Source organism: Chryseobacterium sp. (assembly GCF_022869225.1).
In the GTDB taxonomy this organism is placed as follows: Bacteria; Bacteroidota; Bacteroidia; order Flavobacteriales; family Weeksellaceae; genus Chryseobacterium.
In genome coordinates, this window is record NZ_JALIHL010000001.1 from 1 (window position 1) to 23,127 (window position 23,127).

Annotated in this window: 26 protein-coding genes and 1 other RNA gene; 3 read left to right on the plus strand and 24 right to left on the minus strand. The window is 37.1% G+C overall.

Going from position 1 to position 23,127, the window contains the following annotated elements; all coding sequences use genetic code 11:
• Positions 1 to 143: 143 nt before the first annotated feature.
• The 14 genes from MUW56_RS00005 to MUW56_RS00070 form a co-directional block, all read right to left on the minus strand.
• Positions 144 to 719, minus strand: a complete 576-nt coding sequence (locus MUW56_RS00005; protein WP_292011247.1) for a glutathione peroxidase — start codon at positions 717 to 719, stop codon at positions 144 to 146.
• A 37-nt stretch (positions 720 to 756) separates the two neighbouring features.
• Positions 757 to 1,419 carry a histidine kinase gene (locus MUW56_RS00010; RefSeq protein ID WP_292011248.1) on the minus strand — a complete coding sequence of 221 codons (663 nt, stop codon included), beginning with the start codon at positions 1,417 to 1,419 and terminating at the stop codon, positions 757 to 759.
• Positions 1,420 to 1,518: 99 nt separating this feature from the next.
• The gene (gene kdsB, locus MUW56_RS00015; protein ID WP_292011249.1) at positions 1,519 to 2,241 is read right to left on the minus strand and encodes a 3-deoxy-manno-octulosonate cytidylyltransferase; all 723 of its coding nucleotides are present in this window, start codon (positions 2,239 to 2,241) and stop codon (positions 1,519 to 1,521) included.
• A 144-nt stretch (positions 2,242 to 2,385) separates the two neighbouring features.
• Positions 2,386 to 3,366, minus strand: a complete 981-nt coding sequence (locus tag MUW56_RS00020; RefSeq protein ID WP_292011250.1) for a phosphatase PAP2 family protein — start codon at positions 3,364 to 3,366, stop codon at positions 2,386 to 2,388.
• A 157-nt stretch (positions 3,367 to 3,523) separates the two neighbouring features.
• Entirely contained in the window at positions 3,524 to 4,075 is a 552-nt protein-coding gene (locus tag MUW56_RS00025) for a hypothetical protein (RefSeq protein ID WP_292011251.1), read from the minus strand.
• A gap of 141 nt (positions 4,076 to 4,216) precedes the next feature.
• Positions 4,217 to 5,470: an aminotransferase class I/II-fold pyridoxal phosphate-dependent enzyme gene (locus MUW56_RS00030; protein WP_292011252.1), complete on the minus strand. Its 1,254-nt coding sequence runs from the start codon at positions 5,468 to 5,470 to the stop codon at positions 4,217 to 4,219.
• A 93-nt stretch (positions 5,471 to 5,563) separates the two neighbouring features.
• Positions 5,564 to 6,004 carry a hypothetical protein gene (locus tag MUW56_RS00035; protein WP_292011253.1) on the minus strand — a complete coding sequence of 147 codons (441 nt, stop codon included), beginning with the start codon at positions 6,002 to 6,004 and terminating at the stop codon, positions 5,564 to 5,566.
• A gap of 39 nt (positions 6,005 to 6,043) precedes the next feature.
• Positions 6,044 to 6,379 (minus strand): hypothetical protein, encoded by a 336-nt coding sequence (locus MUW56_RS00040; RefSeq protein ID WP_292011254.1) that lies wholly within the window; start codon positions 6,377 to 6,379, stop codon positions 6,044 to 6,046.
• Between the two features lie 19 nt (positions 6,380 to 6,398).
• Entirely contained in the window at positions 6,399 to 8,114 is a 1,716-nt protein-coding gene (locus tag MUW56_RS00045) for a phospho-sugar mutase (RefSeq protein WP_292011255.1), read from the minus strand.
• A gap of 323 nt (positions 8,115 to 8,437) precedes the next feature.
• Positions 8,438 to 8,791, minus strand: a complete 354-nt coding sequence (locus MUW56_RS00050; RefSeq protein ID WP_292011256.1) for a four helix bundle protein — start codon at positions 8,789 to 8,791, stop codon at positions 8,438 to 8,440.
• A 345-nt stretch (positions 8,792 to 9,136) separates the two neighbouring features.
• Positions 9,137 to 9,838, minus strand: a complete 702-nt coding sequence (locus tag MUW56_RS00055; protein WP_292011257.1) for a DUF2807 domain-containing protein — start codon at positions 9,836 to 9,838, stop codon at positions 9,137 to 9,139.
• A 499-nt stretch (positions 9,839 to 10,337) separates the two neighbouring features.
• A complete protein-coding gene (locus MUW56_RS00060) occupies positions 10,338 to 10,730 on the minus strand; it encodes a hypothetical protein (RefSeq protein WP_292011258.1) in 393 nt (130 codons plus the stop codon).
• Positions 10,730 to 11,680 carry a glycosyltransferase family 2 protein gene (locus MUW56_RS00065; RefSeq protein ID WP_292011259.1) on the minus strand — a complete coding sequence of 317 codons (951 nt, stop codon included), beginning with the start codon at positions 11,678 to 11,680 and terminating at the stop codon, positions 10,730 to 10,732. The genes MUW56_RS00060 and MUW56_RS00065 overlap by 1 nt, the downstream gene beginning before the upstream one ends.
• Before the next feature lie 16 nt (positions 11,681 to 11,696).
• Positions 11,697 to 12,299, minus strand: a complete 603-nt coding sequence (locus MUW56_RS00070) for a DUF4199 domain-containing protein (RefSeq protein WP_292011260.1) — start codon at positions 12,297 to 12,299, stop codon at positions 11,697 to 11,699.
• 131 nt (positions 12,300 to 12,430) lie between these two features.
• Between MUW56_RS00070 and ffs the strand changes: the two genes are divergently transcribed.
• An RNA gene (gene ffs, locus MUW56_RS00075) (signal recognition particle sRNA small type) lies at positions 12,431 to 12,528 on the plus strand.
• Positions 12,529 to 12,643: 115 nt separating this feature from the next.
• Here ffs and MUW56_RS00080 read toward each other — a convergent pair.
• The 6 genes from MUW56_RS00080 to gyrA form a co-directional block, all read right to left on the minus strand.
• Positions 12,644 to 13,330 (minus strand): metal-dependent hydrolase, encoded by a 687-nt coding sequence (locus tag MUW56_RS00080; RefSeq protein ID WP_292011261.1) that lies wholly within the window; start codon positions 13,328 to 13,330, stop codon positions 12,644 to 12,646.
• A 179-nt stretch (positions 13,331 to 13,509) separates the two neighbouring features.
• Positions 13,510 to 13,977 carry an SRPBCC family protein gene (locus MUW56_RS00085; RefSeq protein WP_292011262.1) on the minus strand — a complete coding sequence of 156 codons (468 nt, stop codon included), beginning with the start codon at positions 13,975 to 13,977 and terminating at the stop codon, positions 13,510 to 13,512.
• An 18-nt stretch (positions 13,978 to 13,995) separates the two neighbouring features.
• Positions 13,996 to 14,922 carry a 1,4-dihydroxy-2-naphthoate octaprenyltransferase gene (gene menA / locus MUW56_RS00090; RefSeq protein ID WP_292011263.1) on the minus strand — a complete coding sequence of 309 codons (927 nt, stop codon included), beginning with the start codon at positions 14,920 to 14,922 and terminating at the stop codon, positions 13,996 to 13,998.
• Positions 14,923 to 15,010: 88 nt separating this feature from the next.
• Entirely contained in the window at positions 15,011 to 15,847 is an 837-nt protein-coding gene (locus MUW56_RS00095; RefSeq protein WP_292011264.1) for a 1,4-dihydroxy-2-naphthoyl-CoA synthase, read from the minus strand.
• Between the two features lie 158 nt (positions 15,848 to 16,005).
• Complete coding sequence (locus MUW56_RS00100; protein WP_292011265.1) at positions 16,006 to 17,031, minus strand: tetratricopeptide repeat protein; 1,026 nt, start codon at positions 17,029 to 17,031, stop codon at positions 16,006 to 16,008.
• A 29-nt stretch (positions 17,032 to 17,060) separates the two neighbouring features.
• Positions 17,061 to 19,646, minus strand: coding sequence for a DNA gyrase subunit A (gyrA, locus tag MUW56_RS00105; protein ID WP_292011266.1), 2,586 nt, complete (start codon positions 19,644 to 19,646; stop codon positions 17,061 to 17,063).
• A gap of 148 nt (positions 19,647 to 19,794) precedes the next feature.
• On the opposite strand from gyrA, the gene MUW56_RS00110 reads away from it, so the two are divergent.
• Positions 19,795 to 20,109, plus strand: coding sequence for a DUF4286 family protein (locus MUW56_RS00110; RefSeq protein WP_292011267.1), 315 nt, complete (start codon positions 19,795 to 19,797; stop codon positions 20,107 to 20,109).
• 75 nt (positions 20,110 to 20,184) lie between these two features.
• Here MUW56_RS00110 and MUW56_RS00115 read toward each other — a convergent pair whose 3' ends face one another.
• The 3 genes from MUW56_RS00115 to MUW56_RS00125 all read right to left on the minus strand — a co-directional run bounded on the left by MUW56_RS00115 (position 20,185) and on the right by MUW56_RS00125 (position 21,526).
• On the minus strand, positions 20,185 to 20,409 hold the full coding sequence (locus tag MUW56_RS00115; protein ID WP_292011268.1) for a hypothetical protein: 225 nt from the start codon (positions 20,407 to 20,409) through the stop codon (positions 20,185 to 20,187).
• 107 nt (positions 20,410 to 20,516) lie between these two features.
• Complete coding sequence (locus MUW56_RS00120) at positions 20,517 to 21,008, minus strand: GNAT family N-acetyltransferase (protein WP_292011269.1); 492 nt, start codon at positions 21,006 to 21,008, stop codon at positions 20,517 to 20,519.
• Between the two features lie 5 nt (positions 21,009 to 21,013).
• The gene (locus MUW56_RS00125; protein ID WP_292011270.1) at positions 21,014 to 21,526 is read right to left on the minus strand and encodes a DUF421 domain-containing protein; all 513 of its coding nucleotides are present in this window, start codon (positions 21,524 to 21,526) and stop codon (positions 21,014 to 21,016) included.
• 154 nt (positions 21,527 to 21,680) lie between these two features.
• Here MUW56_RS00125 and MUW56_RS00130 point away from each other — a divergent pair, with 154 nt between their 5' ends.
• Positions 21,681 to 22,223: a hypothetical protein gene (locus MUW56_RS00130; protein ID WP_292011271.1), complete on the plus strand. Its 543-nt coding sequence runs from the start codon at positions 21,681 to 21,683 to the stop codon at positions 22,221 to 22,223.
• Positions 22,224 to 22,566: 343 nt separating this feature from the next.
• Here the strand turns inward: MUW56_RS00130 and MUW56_RS00135 are convergent, their stop codons facing one another.
• Positions 22,567 to 22,971, minus strand: coding sequence for a hypothetical protein (locus tag MUW56_RS00135; protein WP_292011272.1), 405 nt, complete (start codon positions 22,969 to 22,971; stop codon positions 22,567 to 22,569).
• Between the last annotated feature and the right edge of the window lie 156 nt (positions 22,972 to 23,127).

The window sequence follows — 23,127 nt, forward strand, 5'->3', positions numbered from 1 at the left end:
GAAAGCAGAAAGTATGGGACTATTATACTTATTCTAAACGCTTTGGCTCCGCTCAGCGTGATATTCTAATACTAAGCGCAGCACTGGAATGTCACATTGAGCGGAGCCGAACTACGATAAGCTCTACACTTATTCTTATATTTTTATTTCAGATATTTTGTAATAGCCTCATTGGTAGGTTTGGTAGTACTTACAAAAGTATCGATCAGTTTTCCGTTTTCATCTAGCAGGAATTTTGTAAAATTCCAAAGAATGGTTGTATTCTTAACTCCGTTTAATTCTTTTTCTGTTAAATATTTAAAAATCGGGGCAGTATCATCTCCTTTTACAGAAACCTTTGCAGCCAATGGGAAGGTCACTCCGTAATTTTTCTGGCAGAAGGCTCCAATTTCGGTATTGGTTCCAGGCTCCTGCCCTCCAAAATTGTTTGCCGGGAAACCTACGATCACCAATTTATCTTTATACTGCTCATATACTTTTTCCAGATCTGCATACTGTGGAGTAAAACCGCATTCGGAAGCCGTATTCACAATAAGAATTTTTTTTCCTTTAAAATCAGCAAAATTGATTTCCTTACCGTCAAGGCTTTCTACTTTGAAGTCATATATTGTTTTTCCCATAAGTTCTTTGGTTTTAGTTTGAGATATTTCACTCTTTTGGTTGGTGCAGCTTTGCAGGAATGCGATAAAAGAAAGCAGCAGTAAAAAAATATTTTTCATTTGTTATAGATTTTATGTGCAACTAAGCTCTACTGAATTAAAATTTAAAAATATTCACCGGAAAAACTTTGTTGATGTCAATTCTGTTCAGCAACATAACATAGTCTCCATCTTTTTTAGGGCTTGAAGATTCAATTCTGAAAGGCATGGTAAGATTTCCCACCTTCTTGTAGTCTGAGTAGACCATGGTTTCATCTTTTTTAACCTCTTTTACAAGCATATAAGTTTTTGCATCAAAATAATACATATTCTTATTGACATTCTTTGTAAGCTCTACTTTATGGCAGTAGATTTCTCCTACTTTTTCTTTTCCTAGGTATTTAGCATCAAAACCTTTGCTTTCCCAATCAATGAAGTCATTATCAAAACTTTCCGGAACATATTCAGGGTACTCCTGAAGCTTATTGGCTGCATAATTCATTGCATAGCCTTTATTTCCGTCAAATCCTTCAATTGCTGTTTCTTTTCCATTCACAGTAATCACTGTTTTGGTAAGATTTGGACGCTGCTGATAAATCTTTATTGCATATTCATCTTTAATTCCCAAAACTACTTTTCCCTGAAGCAACACTGAATTTAAAAGTTTCCAATTGGTTAATCCTCCGGACAGTTCAATGTTTTTATCTATAATTTCTTTTGCGGTCTGCGCAAAAGTTAACTGCGACAATATCAAGACAAATACTAAAAGTAACTTCTTCATTAATTTTATTTATAAATTCAAATATAAGGGGAATTGATCGAAAAAACAAAAAGGCTGAGAAAGCTCAGAAGGTAAATCTGCTGATCTGCCTTATCTGTTTCAAATTAATTTTCGTGCTTTTTCCAAATCTTCCGGTGTATCAATGCCTACTCCAATAAAATTGGTTTCAATCATTTTGATTTTCATGCCATATTCAAGGTAGCGGATACATTCTATTTTTTCAGAAATCTCCAGAGGTTTCATGCCCAGTTTTGAGAACTGCAGCAAAGCTTGTTTTCTGAAAGCATAAACCCCGATGTGCTTAAAATACTCTACATCATAAGAAACTTCCCTGTGAAAGGGAATTACGGAACGGCTGAAGTACAAAGCAAAACCGTTGTTATCCGTGATTACTTTTACATTATTGGGGTTTTCAATTTCTTCTTTTTCAAATAGCTTTATTTTTAAGGAAGCCAGTGAGATTTCCTGTTGATTATCCTTTTTAAAGACTTCAATCAACTGCTGTAAAGGCTCCAGCTTAAGGAAAGGCTCATCTCCCTGGACATTAATTACAATATCACAATCAATATTCTGTACTGCTTCTGCAATACGGTCACTTCCCGTTTCATGCTGTCCTGTCATCACAGCTTTTCCTCCATTTTTTACAATTTCATCAAGGATAATTTCAGAGTCCGTTGCTACAAATACCTCATCAAACAGACCTGTTTCCACAACATTTTGATAGGTGGTGGCAATAACAGTTTTATCTCCTAAATTCTGCATCAATTTTCCCGGGAAGCGGCTTGCTTCATATCGGGCAGGGATGACGGCGATTATTTTCATTAAGTAAAAAATTAATTAAATGTTCTTCATTCTATCATTGCTGCTGAATATTCAAAAAGAATAAATACAGCCTGTATTCAGATCAAAAGTACTAAAAAACTCTCTGATAGCCTCGTTTTTTATCAACAAGTCTATGAGCTGGGGTCAAAAAGAAAGTTTTACCCCTACCATATTGTACTCCCATTGGCGGGACGCAATAAAATCAAGCTTATATTGTGTATTCTTTGCATTAGAATCCGAAATGGTATACCTGCTTTTTGAAATGGTTTTCCCAATAAAGTATCCCATCAATAAGGCTAAAGGATAATCTGAGACCCAATGCACTTTGCTTTGCATCATTTGGAAGCACAAGGCTCCTGCTAAGGTATATCCTACTGGTTTTATCCAGCGGGCATCAGGATAATTGTCTGCAATAACCGTAATCCCGGCCATAAAAGTTGTCAAATGTCCTGAGGGCATAGCATCATAGTTGGATGTATATTTGGCAAATGCTGAAAAACTTGGGAACGGATTCCAGTCACCCCCTTTGTTACCGTTGGCTTCTGCTATAAACGGACTCTCCCTTCCTGTGATTCTTTTGATCGTTTGTGAGAAAACTCCGGAAAGTATCAAACTCTCCATCAATCCGCTTGCCGTAGCCTGGGCTCTGTAATCATTTTTAATTAAACCATAGACTCCAAAACCAATCCCGGCCAATACTACTGTGGATCCGTTTCCTATCAGATACAGTGTAGATCCGATATCTTTAGGTATTTTAAAAACGCCTCCGATCTTGTTGTAGGTATTGTCCTCACTCATTCCCCATTTTTCAGCGATTTCTCTGGAATTATCAGTTAACTTTTGGTCAACCGGTATAAGAATCAATGTTGCGGCTACTGCACCCCCAAGGTAATAGGCATGATCTTTCGCTACAAAATCTTTGTTGGTATTGATAAAGTTTCTTGGCAGTTTGGTCACAAAATCCAGCAGTTTAGGTTTTGGATATGTTCTGGCAGACCCGTCTTTTAAAGTGTAAGTCTGCACTTTTGGCTGTTCTTCAGGGAGCTTCTGAGCCTTTGCAGAATCAGTCTCCTGCGCTCCTACCCATACAGCAGCAGGCAGTAATAGAAGTTTTAATTTTCTCATCCTTAAATGTTTATAGCCTCCGGCAGTAAAATTATCCATCAATTCTTCCAAAGGCAACCTGGTTATTTTTTTAGCAAATTTTTATTTAAAAATATTGATTATTATTTTTGTAAAAAGAAACGGGTGATTCTGCCCTTTCTTTGATTTCAGCTATCTTTTAACCGATATAATTGATCCAAAAAATAATTCCATAGATCCAAGAAATGTACAGGAAAGAGTAGAAAAAACCAAAACGTAAGCTTTTTAACAAATTTCCTTTACAGTTCTTTGAATTTTTAAATACATACCGTAAAGCCCGGAAAAAAATCCAATACAACATGGATACGAAAAATAACACGGCAGTCCAGAAAAAAAGGCCAAAAAAGTAGACAAGAAATACAAGAACAACAGAAAATACGATCCATAGGATGATTGAAATGATCACTTCTCCGATTCCATCTCCTGAAGACGGAGGATCAAAATCAAAGTCTCCCCAACCGGAAGTCCTGTCAGAAAAACTTTTCAGCCTCTCTTTATCTAAAATATATCCGATATCATCTTTTAATTTCATGCCATAGTACAGCCCTGAACTGATAAACATAAAAAAGGCCCCGGCCAGAACAGAGGTTGACAGAACAGAGTTTTGAAATAAAGACCTGTGAGCCTCCTTTCCGGAAATCCAAACGCTTAGGATCACCAGAATAATAATACCTATAGTTGAATAACTCAACAGTTTGGTTTTGAGAAAGTACTTTCCAGGGAGTTTCATTACCGGCAGATTTAATAAAAAATGTACCAGTGTAACAATCCTGACCTTAAAAAATAAGTCCGTTGCTACACTGATACATCGTTACATTGATTGATTGATCAATTATTTTAAGTTATTCAATGCGCTTTCCAGCTTTGGAAGCATCACTTTGATTTCGTCGATGGCCAGTCCTCCTACAGAAGCACGGAACCAAGGTTCAGATTTTTCTTCTCCGAACGCTGAGAACGGTACCAAAGCAACCCCTGCTTCATTGATCAGGTAGAATACCAGATCCGAAGAGTTTTCAATAGCCCCTCCATCCGGTTTTGTTTTTCCGATATAATCCAGTTTGATGGTAAGATAAAGCGCCCCCATGGGTTCAATGCTGTCTACAGCCAGTCCTTTCCCTTTTAATTCCTGGATTCCTCCGTGAAGAACTTTTAAGCTGTCTTCCAGCTTTGTTTTAAAGTCATCTACGAATGTATTTACGTTTTCAGGGTTTTCAAAGAATTTTGCAGTAGCTTCCTGCTCCGGTTTTGGTGCCCATGCTCCCACGTGAGTAAGAAGCGCTTTCATTTTATCAATAATGTGAGCCGGACCGAATCCCCATCCCACACGTACTCCTGTTGCAGCAAGACATTTAGAAATTCCTTCAATATAGATGGTATATTCCTTCATTTCAGGGAATAGAGATACAGGATCTACATGCTCGGCTCCAAAAGTAAGGTTAGAATAAATCTGGTCATACATAAGGTATAACGGTTTCTGATCTTCTCCTCTTTTTTTGTTTTCAGCGATTACCAGTTCGCAGATTTCTGAAAGCTGCTCTCTTGTAAACATGGTTCCTGTAGGGTTCAACGGTGAGCAAAGTGCCAACAGTACTGCTCCGTCCAAATGCGGTCTCAAATCATCAGCAGTGGGAAGGAAATTGGTTTCAGGTTTTGTTTTTACCTCTACAGCATTGGCTGAAGTAAGGTAAGCGTAGTGGTTATTGTTCCAGGACGGAGTTGGATATACAATTTTATCCCCTTCATCTACGATTGTTTTGTAAACAGCATAAATTAACGGTCTTGAACCTGCCGTGATCAGGATATCATTCGGGGTATAATCCAGGTTCCATCTTGTTTTCAAGTCTTTGGATACTTCTTTTCTTAAAGATAAAAGTCCGTTGGCAGGTGGATAATTTGTCAGGTTATTCTGATAGGCTTTCTGAATCTCTTCCTTCAGCAATGCCGGAATAGGATAGATATTAGAATTCAGGTCACCAATAGTAAGATTGGCAATTTCTGCACCTTTTGCTTTTAGATCATTTACTTCGTTACCAATTTTTACAATTTCAGAACCGATCAGGTTCGCTGCTAATTTTGAAACTTTCACTTTATTTTTTATTTAAAATTTACGAATATTATCTTCTCAGATTAATTTTATTTTCTATTTGATCCACGGGCACATGGGCATCATAAGCGGCTATTAGTTCTTCAGTTTTTTTCGCGGTAATAGAATTTGGATATTTTTTGATGAGTGTGTTGCATGCTTCCCTTTTATCATCAAAAATTTTCCCTTCATTACTGTCATCAATCTGATCGCTGTCCATTCCCAGAAGATCATCCAGCAAATAATCATTGTAGATATTTTTGCAGACTTTATCAATGGGCTTTTAGGATATTTATTTATAAAATTTTCCCAGACGATCAACCGGTCTCCCAGTTCTTCCCAGGTCATCAAAAGTCCACCATTCACGGCGTAGTTTTCCTTATTATCTTTTGCCATCTGTGAGATATAAGCATCATAATCAGGAGTAACATTATTTTTAAAAACAGACTCATAATATCCCGGCAATGAATGAATTTCCGTAAGCCCTTCTCCCATTACCCGGAATTCAAGACCTACTTTGTTCAATTCGGCTGCCATTTTCTTTATGGTATCCGGTTCTCCTGTGTGATAATCAACCTATTTGTCAAGTATCTCGGTTTGAGAAGCATTAAAACAATCGGTGTATTTATCTCGGATTTTCACATAATCTTCATACACTTTATTGTTCTGCTCCGGGCTGTTTCCTGCAATCTCCTTATCTGTTTTAGTACGATACCATTCCAAAGCTGTAATATAATCTTCCGTTTTATTTTCCGAAGAACACGCTGTGTCAATGGGTTTGTACTGATCCTCTTTGGTTTCGTTTTTAGCTATTAAGCCGTTTGCAGGCTTTACATCAGAGACTGTAGTTTCCTTTTTACAGGAAACTACAGCTACAGACAGTATGCAAACTGCTATAATTTCTTTTATCATTTATGCTTTATCCAGAATATTAGTCCAGTTTTAAATCTGTTTTAACGGCCTGAATTTTAGCTTCCAATGATTTCAGTTTATCTTTAAAATCAGCTTCAGAAGAGATGGCATCTTTTACTGAAACATAGAATTTAATTTTTGGTTCTGTTCCTGATGGTCTTACACAAACTTTTGTTCCATCCTGGGTATAATAAATCAATACATTGGATTTGGGAATATCATTCATTACTTTCTTCCCGTTTGTTGAAACAGTAAAGCTTGTCTGTTCTTTGAAATCCTTGATTTCTTCTACCGGAGAACCAGCTAATTCTTTCGGTGGATTTTCACGGAAATTTTTCATCATATTCTGAATTTCTTCAGCTCCTTCTCTTCCTTTTCTTACGATATTGATCAATCCTTCGTAATACATTCCAAGATCTTCATAAATCTCGATCATGTACTGATACATTGTTTTACCGTTCGCCTTACACCAAGCGGCAATTTCACAAGCCAAAAGGATACTTCCACAAGAGTCTTTATCACGAACGAAATCTCCTGTCATGAATCCGAAACTTTCTTCTCCGCCACAAACGAATTTCTGAGTACCCTCAGCTTCACGGATCATTTTTCCGATCCATTTGAATCCTGTAAGACCTACCTTACATTCAACACCGAATTTCTGAGCAATATCATAGAAAATATCTGAAGTTACGATGGTAGAACCGATGAATTCTCTTCCTGTAATTCTTCCCTGCTTTCTCCATTCATTCAAAATATAATATGTAAGGATCGTGTTGGTTTGGTTACCATTCAGCAATTGCATTTCACCATCAAGGTTTCTTACGGCAATTCCTAGCCTATCACCATCTGGGTCTGTTCCGATAACGATATCAGCATTGGTAATTCTTGCAAGATCCATCGCCATTTCCAAAGCTGCAGGTTCTTCCGGATTCGGAGATTCTACTGTTGGGAAATTTGCACTTGGAATCATCTGTTCTGTAACCAGATCCACTTTTTTAAATCCTGCTTTTTCCAAAGCTTTAGGAACTGTAGTATATGTTGTTCCGTGGATAGAGGTGAAAACAATATTTAAATTTTCTTTTCCAACGTTCTGATAGGTAGAGTTTTCAATACAGGCAGCGATATAAACATCATCCTGCTCCTCTCCGATCCATTCGATCAGGTCGTCATTTCCGCTGAATTTAATTTCATCAAATTTCACAGAATATACTTCATTGATAATGGCTTCATCATGAGGCGGAACAATTTGTGCGCCGTCATTCCAGTATACTTTATACCCGTTGTATTCAGGCGGATTATGAGAAGCCGTCAATACAATTCCTCCGTTGCATTTTTTGTCACGAACAGTAAAAGATAATTCCGGAGTGGGTCTGTGGTCTTTAAAAAGCAGCACTTTAATTCCATTGGCAGTCAAAACATCGGCTACCAATTTTCCGAATTCTTTTGAATTATGACGGACATCATAGGCAATGGCAACTTTAATCTCCTCACCTGGGAACTGCTTCAGCATATAGTTGGCAAGTCCCTGTGTAGCCTGTCCTAATGTATATTTATTCAAGCGGTTGGTTCCTACTCCCATGATGCCACGCATCCCTCCTGTTCCGAATTCAAGCTCTCTGTAAAAAGAATCTTCAAGATCAGGGGAATTGCTGTCAATAAGAACCTGTACTGCATCTCTTGTTTCTTTATCAAACGTATCACTTAACCAAAGTTTCGCTTTTTCTACTGTTGTCATATTTTATTTTAAGTTTGGAAGCTGAAGGCTGGAAGAAGGGAGTGGTTTGTCCCGATTTCAACCTTTCAGCTTTATTTTGTTATTCTCTTTATTTTTTTGGCTGGGAGAAGGAAGCCGGAAGATGGAAGTTGTATCCTGCCAGTTTCAATGTCCTGCCTTTATTTTTCATTTCTTAAACTTGGAAGTAAATTGATTTAGGAAAGACTTAAAAGTTCTTCCAGCTTCCAGCCTCTAACTTCCAGCCCTTATTTCTTAAACTTGAAAGCAAATTGATTGATGAAAGACTTAAAAGTCCTTCCAGCCTCCAGCTTCTGGCTTCCAGCCTAAATTATTTGATTTCTAAAAGCTATAATCTGGTTCATAAGACTATAACTCTCATTATACAATTTACTAAATTCTTCTTCCGAAATATATTTTCTATCTTTTGCTTTATATAAACAGGTTACTGTTTCAGCCAAAGAGCGGATCGAGTACCCTAAAAACTTTTTAAATTCCAATTTTGACTGTAATATACTTACTTCAGAAATATTAAGAGCAATAGAATCTGCTGCTCTTCTCATTTGCGAAGTGAGATTAAAAACTTCATCTTTTGGAAAACCTTGAGACAAATTAAAAATATGCTCTCCAAAATCCATCGATTTCTGCCAGATCACTAATTTTTCAAATTTGAAACTCATATATTCTTTTTTGGCTGGGAGAAGGAAGCCGGAGGATGGAAGTTGTATCCTGCCAGTTTCAATGTCCTGCCTTTATTTTTCATTTCTTAAACTTGAAAGCAAATTGATTGAGGAAAGACTCAAAAGTTCTTAAGCCTCTAGCTTCCAGCCTGCCCTTATTTCTAAAACTTGGAAGCAATTTATTTGAGAAACAAGATTGAGGAAAGACTCAAAAGTTCTTCCAGCCTGGCTCTAACTTCCAGCCTGCCCTTATTTCTAAAACTTGAAAGCAAATTGAGAAACAAGATTGATGAAAGACTCAAAAGTTCTTCCAGCCTCCAGCCTCTAACTTCCTGCTTAACCCCATCAATCTAATTTCTTATTCTCAACCTTCGTTGTTTTATCAATTTTAAATGCTCTGATCGGATCGTTATAATATACAAATTTTGCCGTATTCTGAATATGTCCCTTTAAAGAATCTTTTACATTTACTTCTGCATAGTTTCCATTTTTGGAATCAATATTCAGGTTGGTAATTTTCCAGTATGGGGCAATTAAACTTGCTGTATCCGAAATTTTTATTACCGCTTCTTTGGTCAATCCTAAAAAGTTGGCCCTGCTTCTGTTATGCATTTCCACTTCAGCCCTTCTTGTATTGACAGATCCCATGAAAGTAGCATTATTTTTCATATTAAGCCTGAAATTATCAGTCTTTATCTCACTCGAAATATTCATTTCTACTGAATCTGAAACAGCAACTTTTTCCAAATTATACTTTGAATAGATGGTTACATTGTAAAAGTCAACCCCTTTTGTTCCTCTTTTCTCTTTGATAAAAAGGGTCTTATCTTTTACATCTACATCAAGGTTGCCCGCTACATTCGGGTAGGTTTCTATTTCCACAAAGTTCTTCGGGCCTCTGGCATAAAATACCCTGAATTTTCCATCCAGATTCAGGTTCACGAACTCAGATACCTCCACATCTTTCTTTTCAATATTTCCTTTGGGTGAAACCTTTCCACAGGAAACTACTGCAACCAGCATCAATGTGTACAATACTTTCTTCATATTTATTTTTAAAATATTCTATATACAATGGCAGCAGCCAACGTAAGCTGCTCTCTTGAAGTTTCTGAAGTGTTTTTTCACACTATATAGAAACTTTCAATAATAATTTTAAACAAAAATAGGATTAAAATTTCTAAAAATCTTTGTCTTTTGACAATAAAATACCTGATAATCTTCAATTTTTTTCCTGGAAAACCAACTATTCGGAGGCGCCTCAAAGAATGAAATCGGTTAAATCTTTTAATACACAATAAAGACATTGTCTATTTTTGGCAATAAAAGAAAAAAAATAAAACACTTAAGGTATTTTTAAAGACAAACTTCATAATTGCAGCAATACGATTCCGGATAGTTTCCCATTATTACATTCCATTTTAATGCTTCCCCTTTTTTTTGCCTCATATGAATTGAAAAATAAATTAATGAATCAAAAAAATACCTCAAAAAAGTTTTTCACTTTATGAGGTATTTATCATATTCTGATATGTTTTAATATATTTTATCCATTTTCAGCCGAAAGAGAATAAATGGCAAGGGCCACAAGAACGGCCACTATAATTACTCCAATAATTAAAGGCTTCCATATTGCTTTCTTTGGATATTGTTCTTCGTTCGGAAAATATTTTGGGACAAAATAATTTGATAATAATGCCCCTCCAGCAAAACCACATACATAAGCGAGAGCACTGACCGGTTTTTCCGGAATATTAACAATAATTGCAGTACATATCGTTATCAAAATGGAGATTCCCAACACGGTATATGCCTCTTTCTTCTTATTGGCCTCTATCAGATTTTGATACAGCAAAACACCTCCAAAAAGAGTTGAAAGAAAAATAGAAAATCCTAGAATTGCTTTTTTTGAATAAATTTTGGGTAGCTTATCTTCCATTACAGTACTTCATCAATAGTATAATTCTTATGCTCACGATTCGTTCTGATAATCATTTCTCCTAAGAATCCTGCTACAAACAGAAGTGTTCCCATGATCATCATTGTTAAAGCAATATAGAACCAAGGATTATTGGTAATTAAATGTCCGTAAATTCCTCTGGCAACATCAATCAGCTTTGAAATTCCCAGCCAAAGGGCAGAAAGGAAACCTAAAATAAACATTAAAGTTCCTACTGCTCCGAAGAAATGCATGGGCCTGCCTCCAAAACGGCTTACAAACCAAAGGGTTACCAAATCCAGGAAACCTCTGATAAATCTTTCCGTTCCGAATTTTGAAGTTCCGTAAGGCCTTGCCTGATGCTGTACCTCTTTTTCTGTAATCCTTCTGAATCCTGCATTGGCAGCCAGCACCGGGATATAACGATGCATATCTCCGTATACGTCTACGGATTTTACTACCTGCCTTTTGTAAGCTTTCAAACCACAGTTGAAATCATGAAGATATACCCCTGAAACTTTTCTCGCTGCGGCATTGAATAATTTTGACGGGATATTTTTAGTCATGACATTGTCAAAACGTTTCTTTTTCCATCCGGAAACGATATCATAATTATCATGAATCACCATATTGTACAGTTCCGGAATTTCTTCAGGGAAATCCTGTAAGTCGGCATCCATGGTAATCACTACATTTCCGTTTGTTCTTTCAAAGGCAGCGTGAAGCGCCTGGGATTTTCCATAATTTCTGGAAAATTTAATCGCGTGGATCTGAGGATGCTGTACCTTCATATTCTCAATAATGCTCCACGACAAATCCGTACTTCCATCGTCTACAAACCAGATTTCGTAAGATAAACTACTGGTTGTGCATACTTTATCAATTCTTGAAAAAAGCTCTTCCAGAGAGTCTTCTTCGTTCAGTAACGGAATAACTATAGATAAATTCATTTAATTTCAATAAAAATTAAGCTTGATTTGTTTCTTCGGGCTGATGTATCGTTCTTGTTCTGAAAAATGCTCCGAAAAACACCGACAAAACTACGTAAAATATAAGAATTGCTGCAAAATATCCTGAAAAATGACTTGCGGTAAGCATATCTTTTCCTTTAACCGCTTCCGGAGTGAAGCTTTGTAATCTTTCTTTGTACTTCTGATCCAGCTCATCAATATCCTTCTGATGCTTCAAAATCTTCCTTGCAGAAGTATATTCCGTATCCAATTCTGATTTTTGTCTCTGAACATATTGGTAGTTCAGCAGTTTTTTAGCATCCTTATCTGCAAAGTTTAAAAAGGCATAAATACTGAAGATGGAAAGAATTCCCCCGATAAACATCGGAACAAATGCTCTTTTAAAAGCTTCTTTGAAACTTACCACCCTGTGGTTGTTCCAATATGATTTTACAGACCAGAAGGCAGCCCCGGCATATAAAATAGGAAGTACAAATGCATTGGCTTTCAATGAAATATCAAAGTAATTGATTCCTGAGAAAAAAGTATACACTACAAAGAAAACGATCATGGTAGCGATAAAAAGTATAATTCCTAGTGTTGATGGACTTTTCGTCATATTTAAATTTTTAGAAAAAAGTTGAAAAATTATTACCCTAAATTTCAGCAGTTTAGCGCTATCACGGTATTTTTTCGATTATTTTTCTTTAATATTATTTTTAAGTTTATAAAATATTCCTATCTTTGCAACGGCAAGTCCTAAACAACCAGCTCCTGAGAATCCTCCAGGGTGGGAACGCAGCAAAGGTAATTGGTCGTAGCGGTGTGATTTAGGTAGCTTGCCATTTTTTTTTTGGTTTAAAGTGAGAAGAGAGGTAATTTGATAATTATCTTTTTTTGTTTTTAATACCTTACGCATCATTTCCATTTCTAATTTTCAGATTACCTTCCTTCCTATTTTTATTAAAATTCGAACTCCTCGCCCAGTTTTGGTAAAACAAGTTCTACATTTCTATCTGCAAAATGCTTCAATGCACCTTCATGATCGATCTCAATAGCAGGGAAAGTATCAAAGTGGCACCCGATAACCTTTGGTGTTTTCAATAATTCTGCAGCTGCAAAAGATGCTTTTCTCGGACACATGGTGTAGTGGCTTCCGATGGGAAGGATAGAAAGACCGATATTTCCGTATAATCTAGGAAACAGCTCCATATCAGCCATTACTCCTGTATCACCAGCCAAATAGATATTCTTACCTTCAGGAAGTCTGAAAATATACCCTACAGGGACACCTCCGTAGCTTCCATCCGGGAAAGAACTGGTATGGTGAGCCGGAACCATTGAAATTTTAAGATCGTCGATTTTTGCCGATCCTCCCAGGTTCACATCGTTTTTGTTTTTTGCTGCTTTAAAGTAACCGCATACTTCAGGAACCCCAATAATGGTAGCTTCCGGATGGTGCTCCAGTACTTCCCCCACATCTGCAATATGATCTCCATGGGCATGAGTCAGCAGAATATAATCAATTTTTTGAGCGGTAATATCAAATCCTGATTCCGCTTTCTTGTAATTGTAAAAAGGATCACTTACAATAGTTTTGTCCTTATACGTGAACAAAAAACAGTTTTGTCCTAAGAATTGTATTTTCATTTTAAATTTATTTTTTTGTTAATGACTGTACACTTTTTCCGTACAAAGCACGTCCGGTACATACATCCGGTACAGTAACCCGGCTTGTGAACAGAATCAGTACAATCTGGAAAATCATAGGTCCTCCACCGGTATCAGCGATAAATAAGAAATGATCTTATCATACAGTAGTGTATTTTTCATATCATTGAAGGAAAAGACTTATTTCGGGGAAATTTATCCTCAATCAGATTGAGTTTGATCCCATGTTCCAGATACGCTTTACAACCATCTAAAACGGTAGTAAAGCCCCCTGTATTATCATTGACCGTCTTTAAAAGATCTTCTCCAGTCTGGCTGAATCCATAACTTTTAATCACGACAAGAGTTCCTTTTTCCATTGCTGTGAATTCATAGTCTACCTTTGCCGAAGGCTCTCCCCATTCAGTTTTAATGAGCTGGTTTTGAATAATCTGATGAACTTTCACTTCGGATTTTACTCCATACATTTCCCATTCCCAGATCACTGTTTTACCTTCTTCTAATTTTCCGGTCGATTTTGTAAACCAGAAATGCGTAGTTACTTCAGGGTTGATGAATGCATTAAACACATCCTCAACCGGTTTTCTGATAAGCATCTGAGCTTCAACATAAATATTAGAACTCATACATTATATTAGATTTAGTTAAAATAGATTTAGTCCAGCCGCCGTAAGAACAGCCATGACAAACGTCATGATTCCAACCTGCTTTAAATACTGATCTAATTCTTTAGGCTCCTTTACCGACATAATATTTCTTCTCAGCTTTGCCAACGGGAACAGCAGGATCATTACGATGAAAACATAATAATTCTGAGCCTGTATAAATCCGTTTACTCCTAAAAAGATAAGGATCAGCACCAAAGGAAGCTGCAACAGGATCATTTCATAGATCATTGCATTTTTGAACCCGATTCTCAAGGCAAAGCTATTCTTTCCTGACAGCCTGTCGCTTTCAATATCCCTCATATTGTTAAGGTTAAGGACCGCCATACTCATCATTCCAATGGCTGTTCCAGGCAACAACATATCCCAGCTGAACGTTTTTGTAAAAAGAAAATAACTTCCACATACAGAGACAAGCCCAAAAAAGATAAATACGAAGATATCTCCCAATCCCATATATCCATAAGGCTTTTTACCTACTGTATATCCTATAGCTGCCAAAATACAAGCTACCCCGAGTCCTATGAAAATATAAAATTCATTCATATACTCAGGAATGAAAGCAACATACAACAGGGCTATGGTAGCAATGAAAGATAATGCTGAAAAAAGGATCACAGCACTTTTCATCTGTTTTGCGGTAATTTTTCCAGAGGCTACAGCTCTTGCTTCTGCTTCGTTGATTCTTTTGGCATCGGTTCCTTTTACCCCATCTCCATAGTCATTGGCATAGTTTGATAAAACCTGATACAGAAGGGTTACTAAAAGGGCCAGAGCCAATATTCTCCAATCCCAGGTTCCTCCTTCTCCATAAAGCCTCCACTTTGCAATGAAAGCTCCCATAATAATTCCGCTCAGCGAAAGCGGCAGTGTTCTGAGCCTCGCGGCTTTAATCCAATCCGTCATAATTTGTATAATGTAAAATGTATGATGTACAATGTAAGCGTTTAATATGTTGAATAATCAATACAGGCAACATTGTACTTTCTACAGTTTAAGATATCCATTGATCTTCTCCGAAGTTAGGTTTTCTTTTTTCAAGGAAAGCATTTCTTCCTTCTTTAGCTTCTTCCGTCATATAGGCCAAACGGGTTGCTTCTCCTGCAAAAACCTGCTGTCCTACCATACCGTCATCGGTAAGGTTCATTGCAAATTTCAGCATTCTGATGGAAGTCGGAGATTTTGCTAATATTTCCTGGGCCCATTCATAGGCTGTATCTTCCAATTCTGCATGAGGAACAACTTTGTTCACCATTCCCATTTCAAAAGCTTCCTGAGCGGAATAGTTTCTTCCTAAAAAGAATATCTCACGGGCTTTTTTCTGTCCTACCATTTTAGCAAGATAAGCAGATCCATAGCCCCCGTCAAAACTTGTTACATCAGCATCCGTTTGTTTAAAGATGGCATGTTCTTTACTTGCCAGTGTCAAATCACATACGACATGAAGTGAATGACCACCCCCTACAGCCCATCCCGGAACAACGGCAATCACCACTTTCGGCATAAAACGAATCAAACGCTGAACTTCCAGAATATTTAAACGGTGTCTTCCGTCTTCACCTACATAGCCCTGATGGCCTCTTGCCTTTTGGTCACCTCCACTACAGAAAGCCCATCCTCCGTCCTTAGGACTCGGCCCTTCTCCTGAAAGCAAAACAACACCTATGGAAGCATCTTCGTAGGCATCATAAAAAGCGTCATATAACTCTGAGGTTGTTTTAGGTCTGAAAGCATTGCGTATCTCCGGTCTGTTGAAAGCAATTCTTGCTACTCCATTACATTTTTTATAGGTAATATCTTCGTATTCTCTGGCGGTTTTCCACTCAATCATCGTATAAAAATTTTTCTCAAAGATACGGAATTACAGAGAATTTTTAAGGTGAAATTTACCGATCTCTTCTACAAAAAACACATAATTTTTTTATTTCCAAAAAGCAAAAACCGGAACACGTGTGTTCCGGTTTTATGAATTATTTTCTATAAAAGCGATTATTTTGCTTTAGCACTAAGCTCAGCTTCTTTAGCTTTCATTTCTTTAATTTTATCAACGTTTTTAGTTACTACATAGATTTCTTTTAATGTTGTAACAGCATCAAGACTTGTTGGCGCAGCTTTATACCAAGCTTCAGCAAATGGTAATGCCTTAGCAAATCTTTCTCTTCTTGCATCAATCAATTTGGAAGCCTCATCCGGCTTATCTTTTCTTAACGCATTGATATCAGTTACAATTTTAGCATCATCGCCGATCGTTGTGTATACTAAATTCTGATAGGCATCCGAAAAATTAGGTTTAATCTCTATTGCTTTTTTGAATGATTCAAGAGCATCAGCAACAGTAGCAGGGTCTTTAGCCTGCATTACTCCAAGATTATACCAGTTGGTTGCATCATTAGGATTTTTAGCTAACTGCTCCTTTAGAGTGGTTACAAACTTATCTGTGTTTCCAGACTGGAAGTATGCTGTACTTTGAGCTTCTTTAAGTTTAGCATTGTTTGGAAACTTTGCCAATCCTTTTTCAATGATAGCTACAGCTTCATTTCCTTTTTTAGCATTAAGAAGTAAAGTAGCCAACGTTTCATATAAATCCGGCTCTATACTCTGAGACTGCTCTGTTTTGAAATCTGAATAATCAGAAGTCTTTTTCATAAGCTCCCAGCTTGCTTTATCCAAAGTTACTACCTGTCCTGATTTTTTTTCTTTTGCAGTATAAGTAGTCTCTACTCCTGTAAAACCGGAGTTGATCAGATCTGTATATATTTTAATGGCAGCATCACTGTTATTAGCCAATGCATGGCTTAGTCCTGCATAATACATATACAACTTATTATCCTGACCATTTGCCTTCAACAATTCATAAACTTCCACAAACTTAGGTGCTGCAACTGTATAATTTTTTGCGTTATATGCATCCATTGCAGCTTTATTAGCCGCTTGAAGCTGGGCATTCACATCAGTTTTCTGTCCGAAAACAAAAGCAGATGCTACGATAGCCATACCTAAAATTAGTTTCTTCATAATAACTATTTTATATTTAATTGTACAATTTATTCTTCAGAATCAGAATTCTCATTTCCCTCTGTCGGAGTTTCATTTTCAGTCTGAGGTGGTGTATTGCTTTCCGGGTTATCAGTTACAATTTCGGATCCTTCTTCATTTTCTTCAGAATCATCTTCTACATCTTTATCCATTTCTACTTTTGCAATAGCTGCAATTTCGTCATTTTTCTTAAGGTTGATCAGTTTCACTCCCTGTGTATTTCTACCCATTACTCTCATTTCATCCATTCCCATTCTGATCGCAACTCCAGATTTATTGATGATCATCAATCCATCCTCGTCCGTTACATTTTGAATAGCGATCAGATTTCCTGTTTTTTCGGTAATGTTCAGGGTAATAACTCCTTTTCCTCCTCTGTTCGTAATTCTGTAGTCTTCTACCGCTGTTCTCTTTCCGTATCCTTTCTCAGACACTACAAGCACGGTTTCATTGTCAACATCATTCACAACAATCATACCAATTGCTTCATCCCCGTCTTCAAGGGCAATACCTCTTACTCCGATAGATCCTCTACCTACTTCTCTCACTTTTTCTTCCGGGAAACGGATACACTTCCCGTTTTTGGTAGCGATCATGATCTGGGAAGTACCGTTGGTAAGATAAGCGCCCAGTAACTGGTCATTATCTCTGATTTCAATGGCATTTACCCCATTTACCCTTGGTCTTGAGTAGGCTTCCAATGAAGTTTTCTTGATCGTACCGTTTTTGGTTACCATCACCACACTCATTTGATTGACATATTCGGAATCCTTCAGGTTATTGGTTCTGATGTAAGCTTTAATCTTATCATCCGGTTCGATGTTGATAAGGTTTTGTACCGCTCTTCCTTTTGCCGTTTTTGAACCTTCAGGAATTTCAAATACCCTTAGCCAGTAACATCTTCCTTTTTCTGTAAAGAACAGCATATACTGGTGGTTGGTGGCTGAAACGATATACTCAAGGAAATCTTCATCCCTTGTCGTTGCAGCTCTGTTTCCTACACCTCCTCTACTTTGAATTTTATATTCTGAAAGTGAAGTTCTCTTCACGTATCCGGCGTGCGAAATAGTAAGAACTACAGACTCATTAGGAATAATATCCTCGATAGACATTTCTCCTCCTGAATAATCTATTTCTGTTCTTCTTTCGTCACCGTATTTTTCTTTGATTTCAATTAACTCATCTTTGATGATCTGGAATCTTCTAGGTTCATTAGCCAGGATATCTTCCAAATTAGTGATCTCCTTCATGATGGCATCATATTCATCACGGATCTTATCAAGCTCCATTCCTGTCAAACGGGCCAACCTTAGATCTAGAATTGCCTGCGCCTGGATTTCCGAAAGCTCAAATGCTTCAATCAAGCCATCTTTTGCAGCCTGAGGGTTTGCACTGTGACGGATAATTGAAATGGCTTTATCTAATGAATCCTGGGTTCCGATCACCTTCATGAACCCTTCCAAGATATGAGCCCTTTCTTTCGCCTTCTTAAGCTCAAACTGAGTTCTTCTTACGATAACTTCATGTCTGTGCTCTACGAAATGATGAATGATATCTTTTAAGTTCAGCTGCTCCGGTCTTCCGTGTACTAAAGCAATATTGTTGACACTAAAAGAAGTCTGAAGCGCTGTGTACTTATACAGCAGGTTTAAGACCACATTAGGAATAGCGTCATTTTTCAGTTCATAAACAACACGAAGTCCTTTTCTGTCCGATTCATCTCTGATCTCATGGATACCGGGGATTTTATCATCTTTAACAAGCTCGGCAGTCCTGGCGATCATTTCAGCTTTATTAACCTGATAAGGAACTTCAGTTACAATAATTGCATTTCTGTTTCCGATTTCTTCAAAGTTAACTTTTGCTCTTAAAACAACTCTTCCTCTTCCTGTATGGAAAGCATCTCTTACCCCGTCATAGCCATAGATGATCCCTCCTGTAGGGAAATCCGGAGCAATGATATGCTGCATGAGCTCATCAATAGTAATTTCTTTATTATCGATATAAGCACAGATCGCATCTACCGATTCGGACAGGTTATGAGGCGCCATATTGGTAGCCATACCTACTGCAATACCTGAAGTACCGTTCACCAGGAGGTTCGGAACTTTAGTTGGCATTACTGTCGGCTCCTGTAAACTGTCATCGAAGTTGTTCTGGAAATCAACCGTTTCCTTATCAAGGTCTGAAAGAACCTCATCAGAGATCTTTTTTAATCTTGCCTCGGTATAACGCATTGCTGCCGGCGGATCACCATCCATGGAACCGAAGTTACCCTGCCCATCCACCTGGGGATAACGCAAACTCCAGTCCTGAGCCATTCTCACCATTGCATCATATACAGAGGAATCTCCGTGGGGGTGATATTTACCCAAAACATCCCCAACAATTCTCGCAGATTTTAAGTATTTTCTATTAGAAAAAACCCCTAATCCATACATACCATAAAGCACTCTTCTATGAACGGGTTTCAAGCCGTCTCTTACATCGGGTAACGCTCTTGAAACGATAACCGACATCGAATAATCGATATAAGACGACTTCATTTCATCAACAATGTTGATAGGAATTAGTCTTTCTCCTTCTTTTTGCATAAACAAATTTTATTATAATGATTGCCAGACCTTTAGCTGTACGTCTGAAAATTATTTATTTCGAATTTTTATTAACGGGCTAATTTACGAAAAAATTGCCGATTTTTGTTGTAGAATTTATCCAAAAAATCTTAAAAATTCATAAAATATGAGCGTATTAAGTATAACTTTCCATTGTACAAAACCTAACCTTGAAGAATGGGAAAATTATATTGATGAAACACTGGTTTTAATGACTGAAAACTTAATGGATGTCAATAAATATATCCTTTCCGAGGTCCACAGTGATTATATTGAAGAAGGCAAAAACTATAATCTGCTGTTGATCTTTGACAATGATGACTTAAGAGAAGATTTTATTAAGAGTGAACTTTTAAATATTACTGAAAGAATTGAGAAGAAATTCGGCCAGGAAGTCATGATCTTTAATACTTTTTTAAATCCGAAAAAGTCCAGATTTTAATACCAATACAAAAGCCCCTAAAAAGTGTCTAACTTTTTGGGGGCAGTCTAAAATATCAGGGCTTTTTTTATTTTACTATCTGTGGTGTCCGTGTCCGCGGCCTCTGTGATGGCGATGGCCTCCATCCTCATAAATATAAACTTTTTTAACCTGGCCCGGAGCATAATACCTTGCACTTCCGCCGTACACTTTTTTTGCCTGGCCCGGAGGAAGCCTTCTTCCATGATGCTCATGAACGATACAAGAGGTCAGCATAAGCATTACTGCGCCTGCTCCCATTACTTTAAACATACTTTTCATTATTTTCACTTTTTCAAACTTAGTTGTAAAAGATATCAATGTTAATGCCAAGTTATTTAAAAGCTTAAATTTAGAATGAAAGCCGATAAGGAGAAGTTACTCATTCATTACACTCTTTCACTTCTCTTTTCAAACATAATCAGATCCTTCCACTCCCCATTAAGTCTTCCTATTTTTTTTCGGATTCCCACCATCCGGAAACCGTTTTTCTGATGAAATTTGATCGACGTTTCATTTTCAGGGAAGATATGAGTCTGTAATGTCCAGAATCCGTGGTCTTCGCTGTCCAGAATCATCTTTTTAAGCAACACAGACCCCAGCCCACGCCCCTGATACTCTTTATCAAAATAAATACTCACTTCTGCCACTCCTTTGAAACATTCTCTTTTACTTACCGGTTTTAAAGCACACCACCCCACTACTTCATTAGTCTCATTCTCCAATACCCAGCGGCAGTCATTGAAGTATTCCATACTCCAGGCTTCAGCAGTAGGTACTTCTGTTTCTAAAGTGGCAATACCACTATCTACTCCTTGTCTGAAAATTTCCAACACCTTTGCCTCATCACTGGGAAGCATTTCTCTTAATTCGTAATTCATTGTAATTAATGGTATTTTCTTTTAATTTTTCTTTTGATTCTTGAATAATGAGTCTGCTTGCTTTTTTCGTCCTGAGAAACGACACTGATATTCCCATCCACTTCCAGAACAGAAAGCTTTACATCCTGTATATTTTCAATCCCGTGTTCCCTTATTGCCTCTTCCAATTCACTTTCCGTAATTTTCACACGATTAAGAGCTGCCTGATCTGCAACTCCGTCTCTGATAAGAATTACCGGCTCGTCTTCCATAAAAGTCTGAAAAGAAGGACTGGAAAACATCAGTCTTTTTAAAATGAAATTGGCCGCAAACAGAACCAGTGCAGCAATAATCCCGCCTTGTAAGGAGGTATCCGGACCTACCATTGCATTCTGAACAGCATTTGAAATCAGCAACAATAATACAACATCTCCCGCGTTGAGCTGGGAAAGCTGATTTTTGCCAAACAAACGAATGGCGGCCACCATGAAAAGGTAAACGCAGAGGGAACGGACAGCAACGTTAAGAATAGGATCCACGGAATGTTTTTTATCTGCTCAAATGTATTGATTTTTTGTTATTGTATTGACGTGTTGGAATAAATATGTTGCCCGTTGCCGGCTGACAGTTGAGAGCTTAGAAGATGTTTAATGGTATGAGATTTGACCGTTTCCCTGAAATTATCATTTAAAAATGAAAAAACAATTATTTTTATATCTGAATATCCTGCTGCTTTGTGTCGCTTGTGAAAAAAAGCAACCCAAGGCAATCCCTTCTGATAAAGCTATTGCCATAAAAGTAAATGAGCTCTACACAAAGTACGGCCAGTCTAATGAAGCGATTTACAACCAGCCTGTTCCTGATGATTTATTTTCCCAGGATCTGAAAAAGGCTTTGGAGGATGCCATCAAGGCTTCGAAAGCAGATATTGAAAAAGTAAAGAGCAGTGATCATCCTGATGAGAAACCTTTGGTATTTGAAGGCGCTATTTTTTCCAGTTTGTATGAGGGATTTACAAGTTATAAAATCAAGTCCGTTACGATAAAGGATAAAAGAGCCCAGGTATTGGTAGCGTTTGAATATAACATGGCTTCACCGAAAGTGACCTGGAGCGATACCATACACCTGACCGATACAGAGAAAGGATGGAGAATAGATAATATTACTTTTGATAAAACAGGAAATTCTAAAGACCTTGCAGCAAGGCTTACGGATTTTGTACAAAGTACCCGTTAATAAAAAAACCGCTTCCAGGAAGCGGTTTAATTTTTTATGGACATTGAACGATTGGAATTTCGCTGCAAAAAACTTTATTTGCCCATTCGCAATACGTACAATATTGTTTTGGCTGCCCTCCGTACACTGACTTCAAATCGGTCTTCGTCAGTTTCTTTAAATTTTTCATATAGTTTTAATTTTATGGTTTTGTAAAATTATAACGAATTTCATCCTAATTTATTACAGGTTTATATTCTGTTTTTATAAAATTTACATCTATAACATCAAATTAAAACAGATTCAAAATTATCTGACTGAAACGATTAAAGCAAGATATACGTTTTTGATAGCTTTCTCCCTATTATCTGTTATGGATCTCCACTGTTACAGGCATTACATAGGTATAGGCTACCATATTTTCACTGAGCTTTTTGCGGTCTACCCTATAATCAAGTTCGCTTAAAACAGTTTCAATTTCTTTGTTTACACTTTTGCAGTCGCCCTTAGAATGAACATTTACTATTTTTCCGTTTTCTGAAATATCGAATTTTACAACTGAATTGATTGTTCCTTGTTTATAATCAGGGTTCGTAAGATCAAAATTGGCTTCCAATTTATTTCTTATATCATTAAAAGTTTCATTCTTATTCAGCTGAATTTCCTGGATGGTATTATGATCGGTAATTTGTGCTTTAATCGTATTCATGACGGCAGCAAATCCACACACGAAAAATGAAGCAACTAATATCTGAATTTTATTTTTCATAACTGTTTGGTTTTAAATATTATACTAACCTTATTTGGTATCTCTTAACCAAAGTTATTAAAAATAATTCATATTAATTTCACATTCAATTAACATTGAGTTAACATTAAAATGTAATCAACTGATTTACAGTGCTATAATTTTTAAAAATAACTG

Coding starts and splice junctions, on each gene's coding strand:
- MUW56_RS00005 (WP_292011247.1), bottom strand. CDS start 719: ATGAAAAATATTTTTTTACTGCTGCTTTCTTTTATCGCATTCCTGCAA.
- MUW56_RS00010 (WP_292011248.1), bottom strand. CDS start 1,419: ATGAAGAAGTTACTTTTAGTATTTGTCTTGATATTGTCGCAGTTAACT.
- kdsB (WP_292011249.1), bottom strand. CDS start 2,241: ATGAAAATAATCGCCGTCATCCCTGCCCGATATGAAGCAAGCCGCTTC.
- MUW56_RS00020 (WP_292011250.1), bottom strand. CDS start 3,366: ATGAGAAAATTAAAACTTCTATTACTGCCTGCTGCTGTATGGGTAGGA.
- MUW56_RS00035 (WP_292011253.1), bottom strand. CDS start 6,004: ATGGCAGCCGAATTGAACAAAGTAGGTCTTGAATTCCGGGTAATGGGA.
- MUW56_RS00040 (WP_292011254.1), bottom strand. CDS start 6,379: ATGATAAAAGAAATTATAGCAGTTTGCATACTGTCTGTAGCTGTAGTT.
- MUW56_RS00045 (WP_292011255.1), bottom strand. CDS start 8,114: ATGACAACAGTAGAAAAAGCGAAACTTTGGTTAAGTGATACGTTTGAT.
- MUW56_RS00050 (WP_292011256.1), bottom strand. CDS start 8,791: ATGAGTTTCAAATTTGAAAAATTAGTGATCTGGCAGAAATCGATGGAT.
- MUW56_RS00055 (WP_292011257.1), bottom strand. CDS start 9,838: ATGAAGAAAGTATTGTACACATTGATGCTGGTTGCAGTAGTTTCCTGT.
- MUW56_RS00060 (WP_292011258.1), bottom strand. CDS start 10,730: ATGGAAGATAAGCTACCCAAAATTTATTCAAAAAAAGCAATTCTAGGA.
- MUW56_RS00065 (WP_292011259.1), bottom strand. CDS start 11,680: ATGAATTTATCTATAGTTATTCCGTTACTGAACGAAGAAGACTCTCTG.
- MUW56_RS00070 (WP_292011260.1), bottom strand. CDS start 12,299: ATGACGAAAAGTCCATCAACACTAGGAATTATACTTTTTATCGCTACC.
- MUW56_RS00080 (WP_292011261.1), bottom strand. CDS start 13,330: ATGAAAATACAATTCTTAGGACAAAACTGTTTTTTGTTCACGTATAAG.
- MUW56_RS00085 (WP_292011262.1), bottom strand. CDS start 13,977: ATGAGTTCTAATATTTATGTTGAAGCTCAGATGCTTATCAGAAAACCG.
- menA (WP_292011263.1), bottom strand. CDS start 14,922: ATGACGGATTGGATTAAAGCCGCGAGGCTCAGAACACTGCCGCTTTCG.
- MUW56_RS00095 (WP_292011264.1), bottom strand. CDS start 15,847: ATGATTGAGTGGAAAACCGCCAGAGAATACGAAGATATTACCTATAAA.
- MUW56_RS00100 (WP_292011265.1), bottom strand. CDS start 17,031: ATGAAGAAACTAATTTTAGGTATGGCTATCGTAGCATCTGCTTTTGTT.
- gyrA (WP_292011266.1), bottom strand. CDS start 19,646: ATGCAAAAAGAAGGAGAAAGACTAATTCCTATCAACATTGTTGATGAA.
- MUW56_RS00110 (WP_292011267.1), top strand. CDS start 19,795: ATGAGCGTATTAAGTATAACTTTCCATTGTACAAAACCTAACCTTGAA.
- MUW56_RS00115 (WP_292011268.1), bottom strand. CDS start 20,409: ATGAAAAGTATGTTTAAAGTAATGGGAGCAGGCGCAGTAATGCTTATG.
- MUW56_RS00120 (WP_292011269.1), bottom strand. CDS start 21,008: ATGAATTACGAATTAAGAGAAATGCTTCCCAGTGATGAGGCAAAGGTG.
- MUW56_RS00130 (WP_292011271.1), top strand. CDS start 21,681: ATGAAAAAACAATTATTTTTATATCTGAATATCCTGCTGCTTTGTGTC.
- MUW56_RS00135 (WP_292011272.1), bottom strand. CDS start 22,971: ATGAAAAATAAAATTCAGATATTAGTTGCTTCATTTTTCGTGTGTGGA.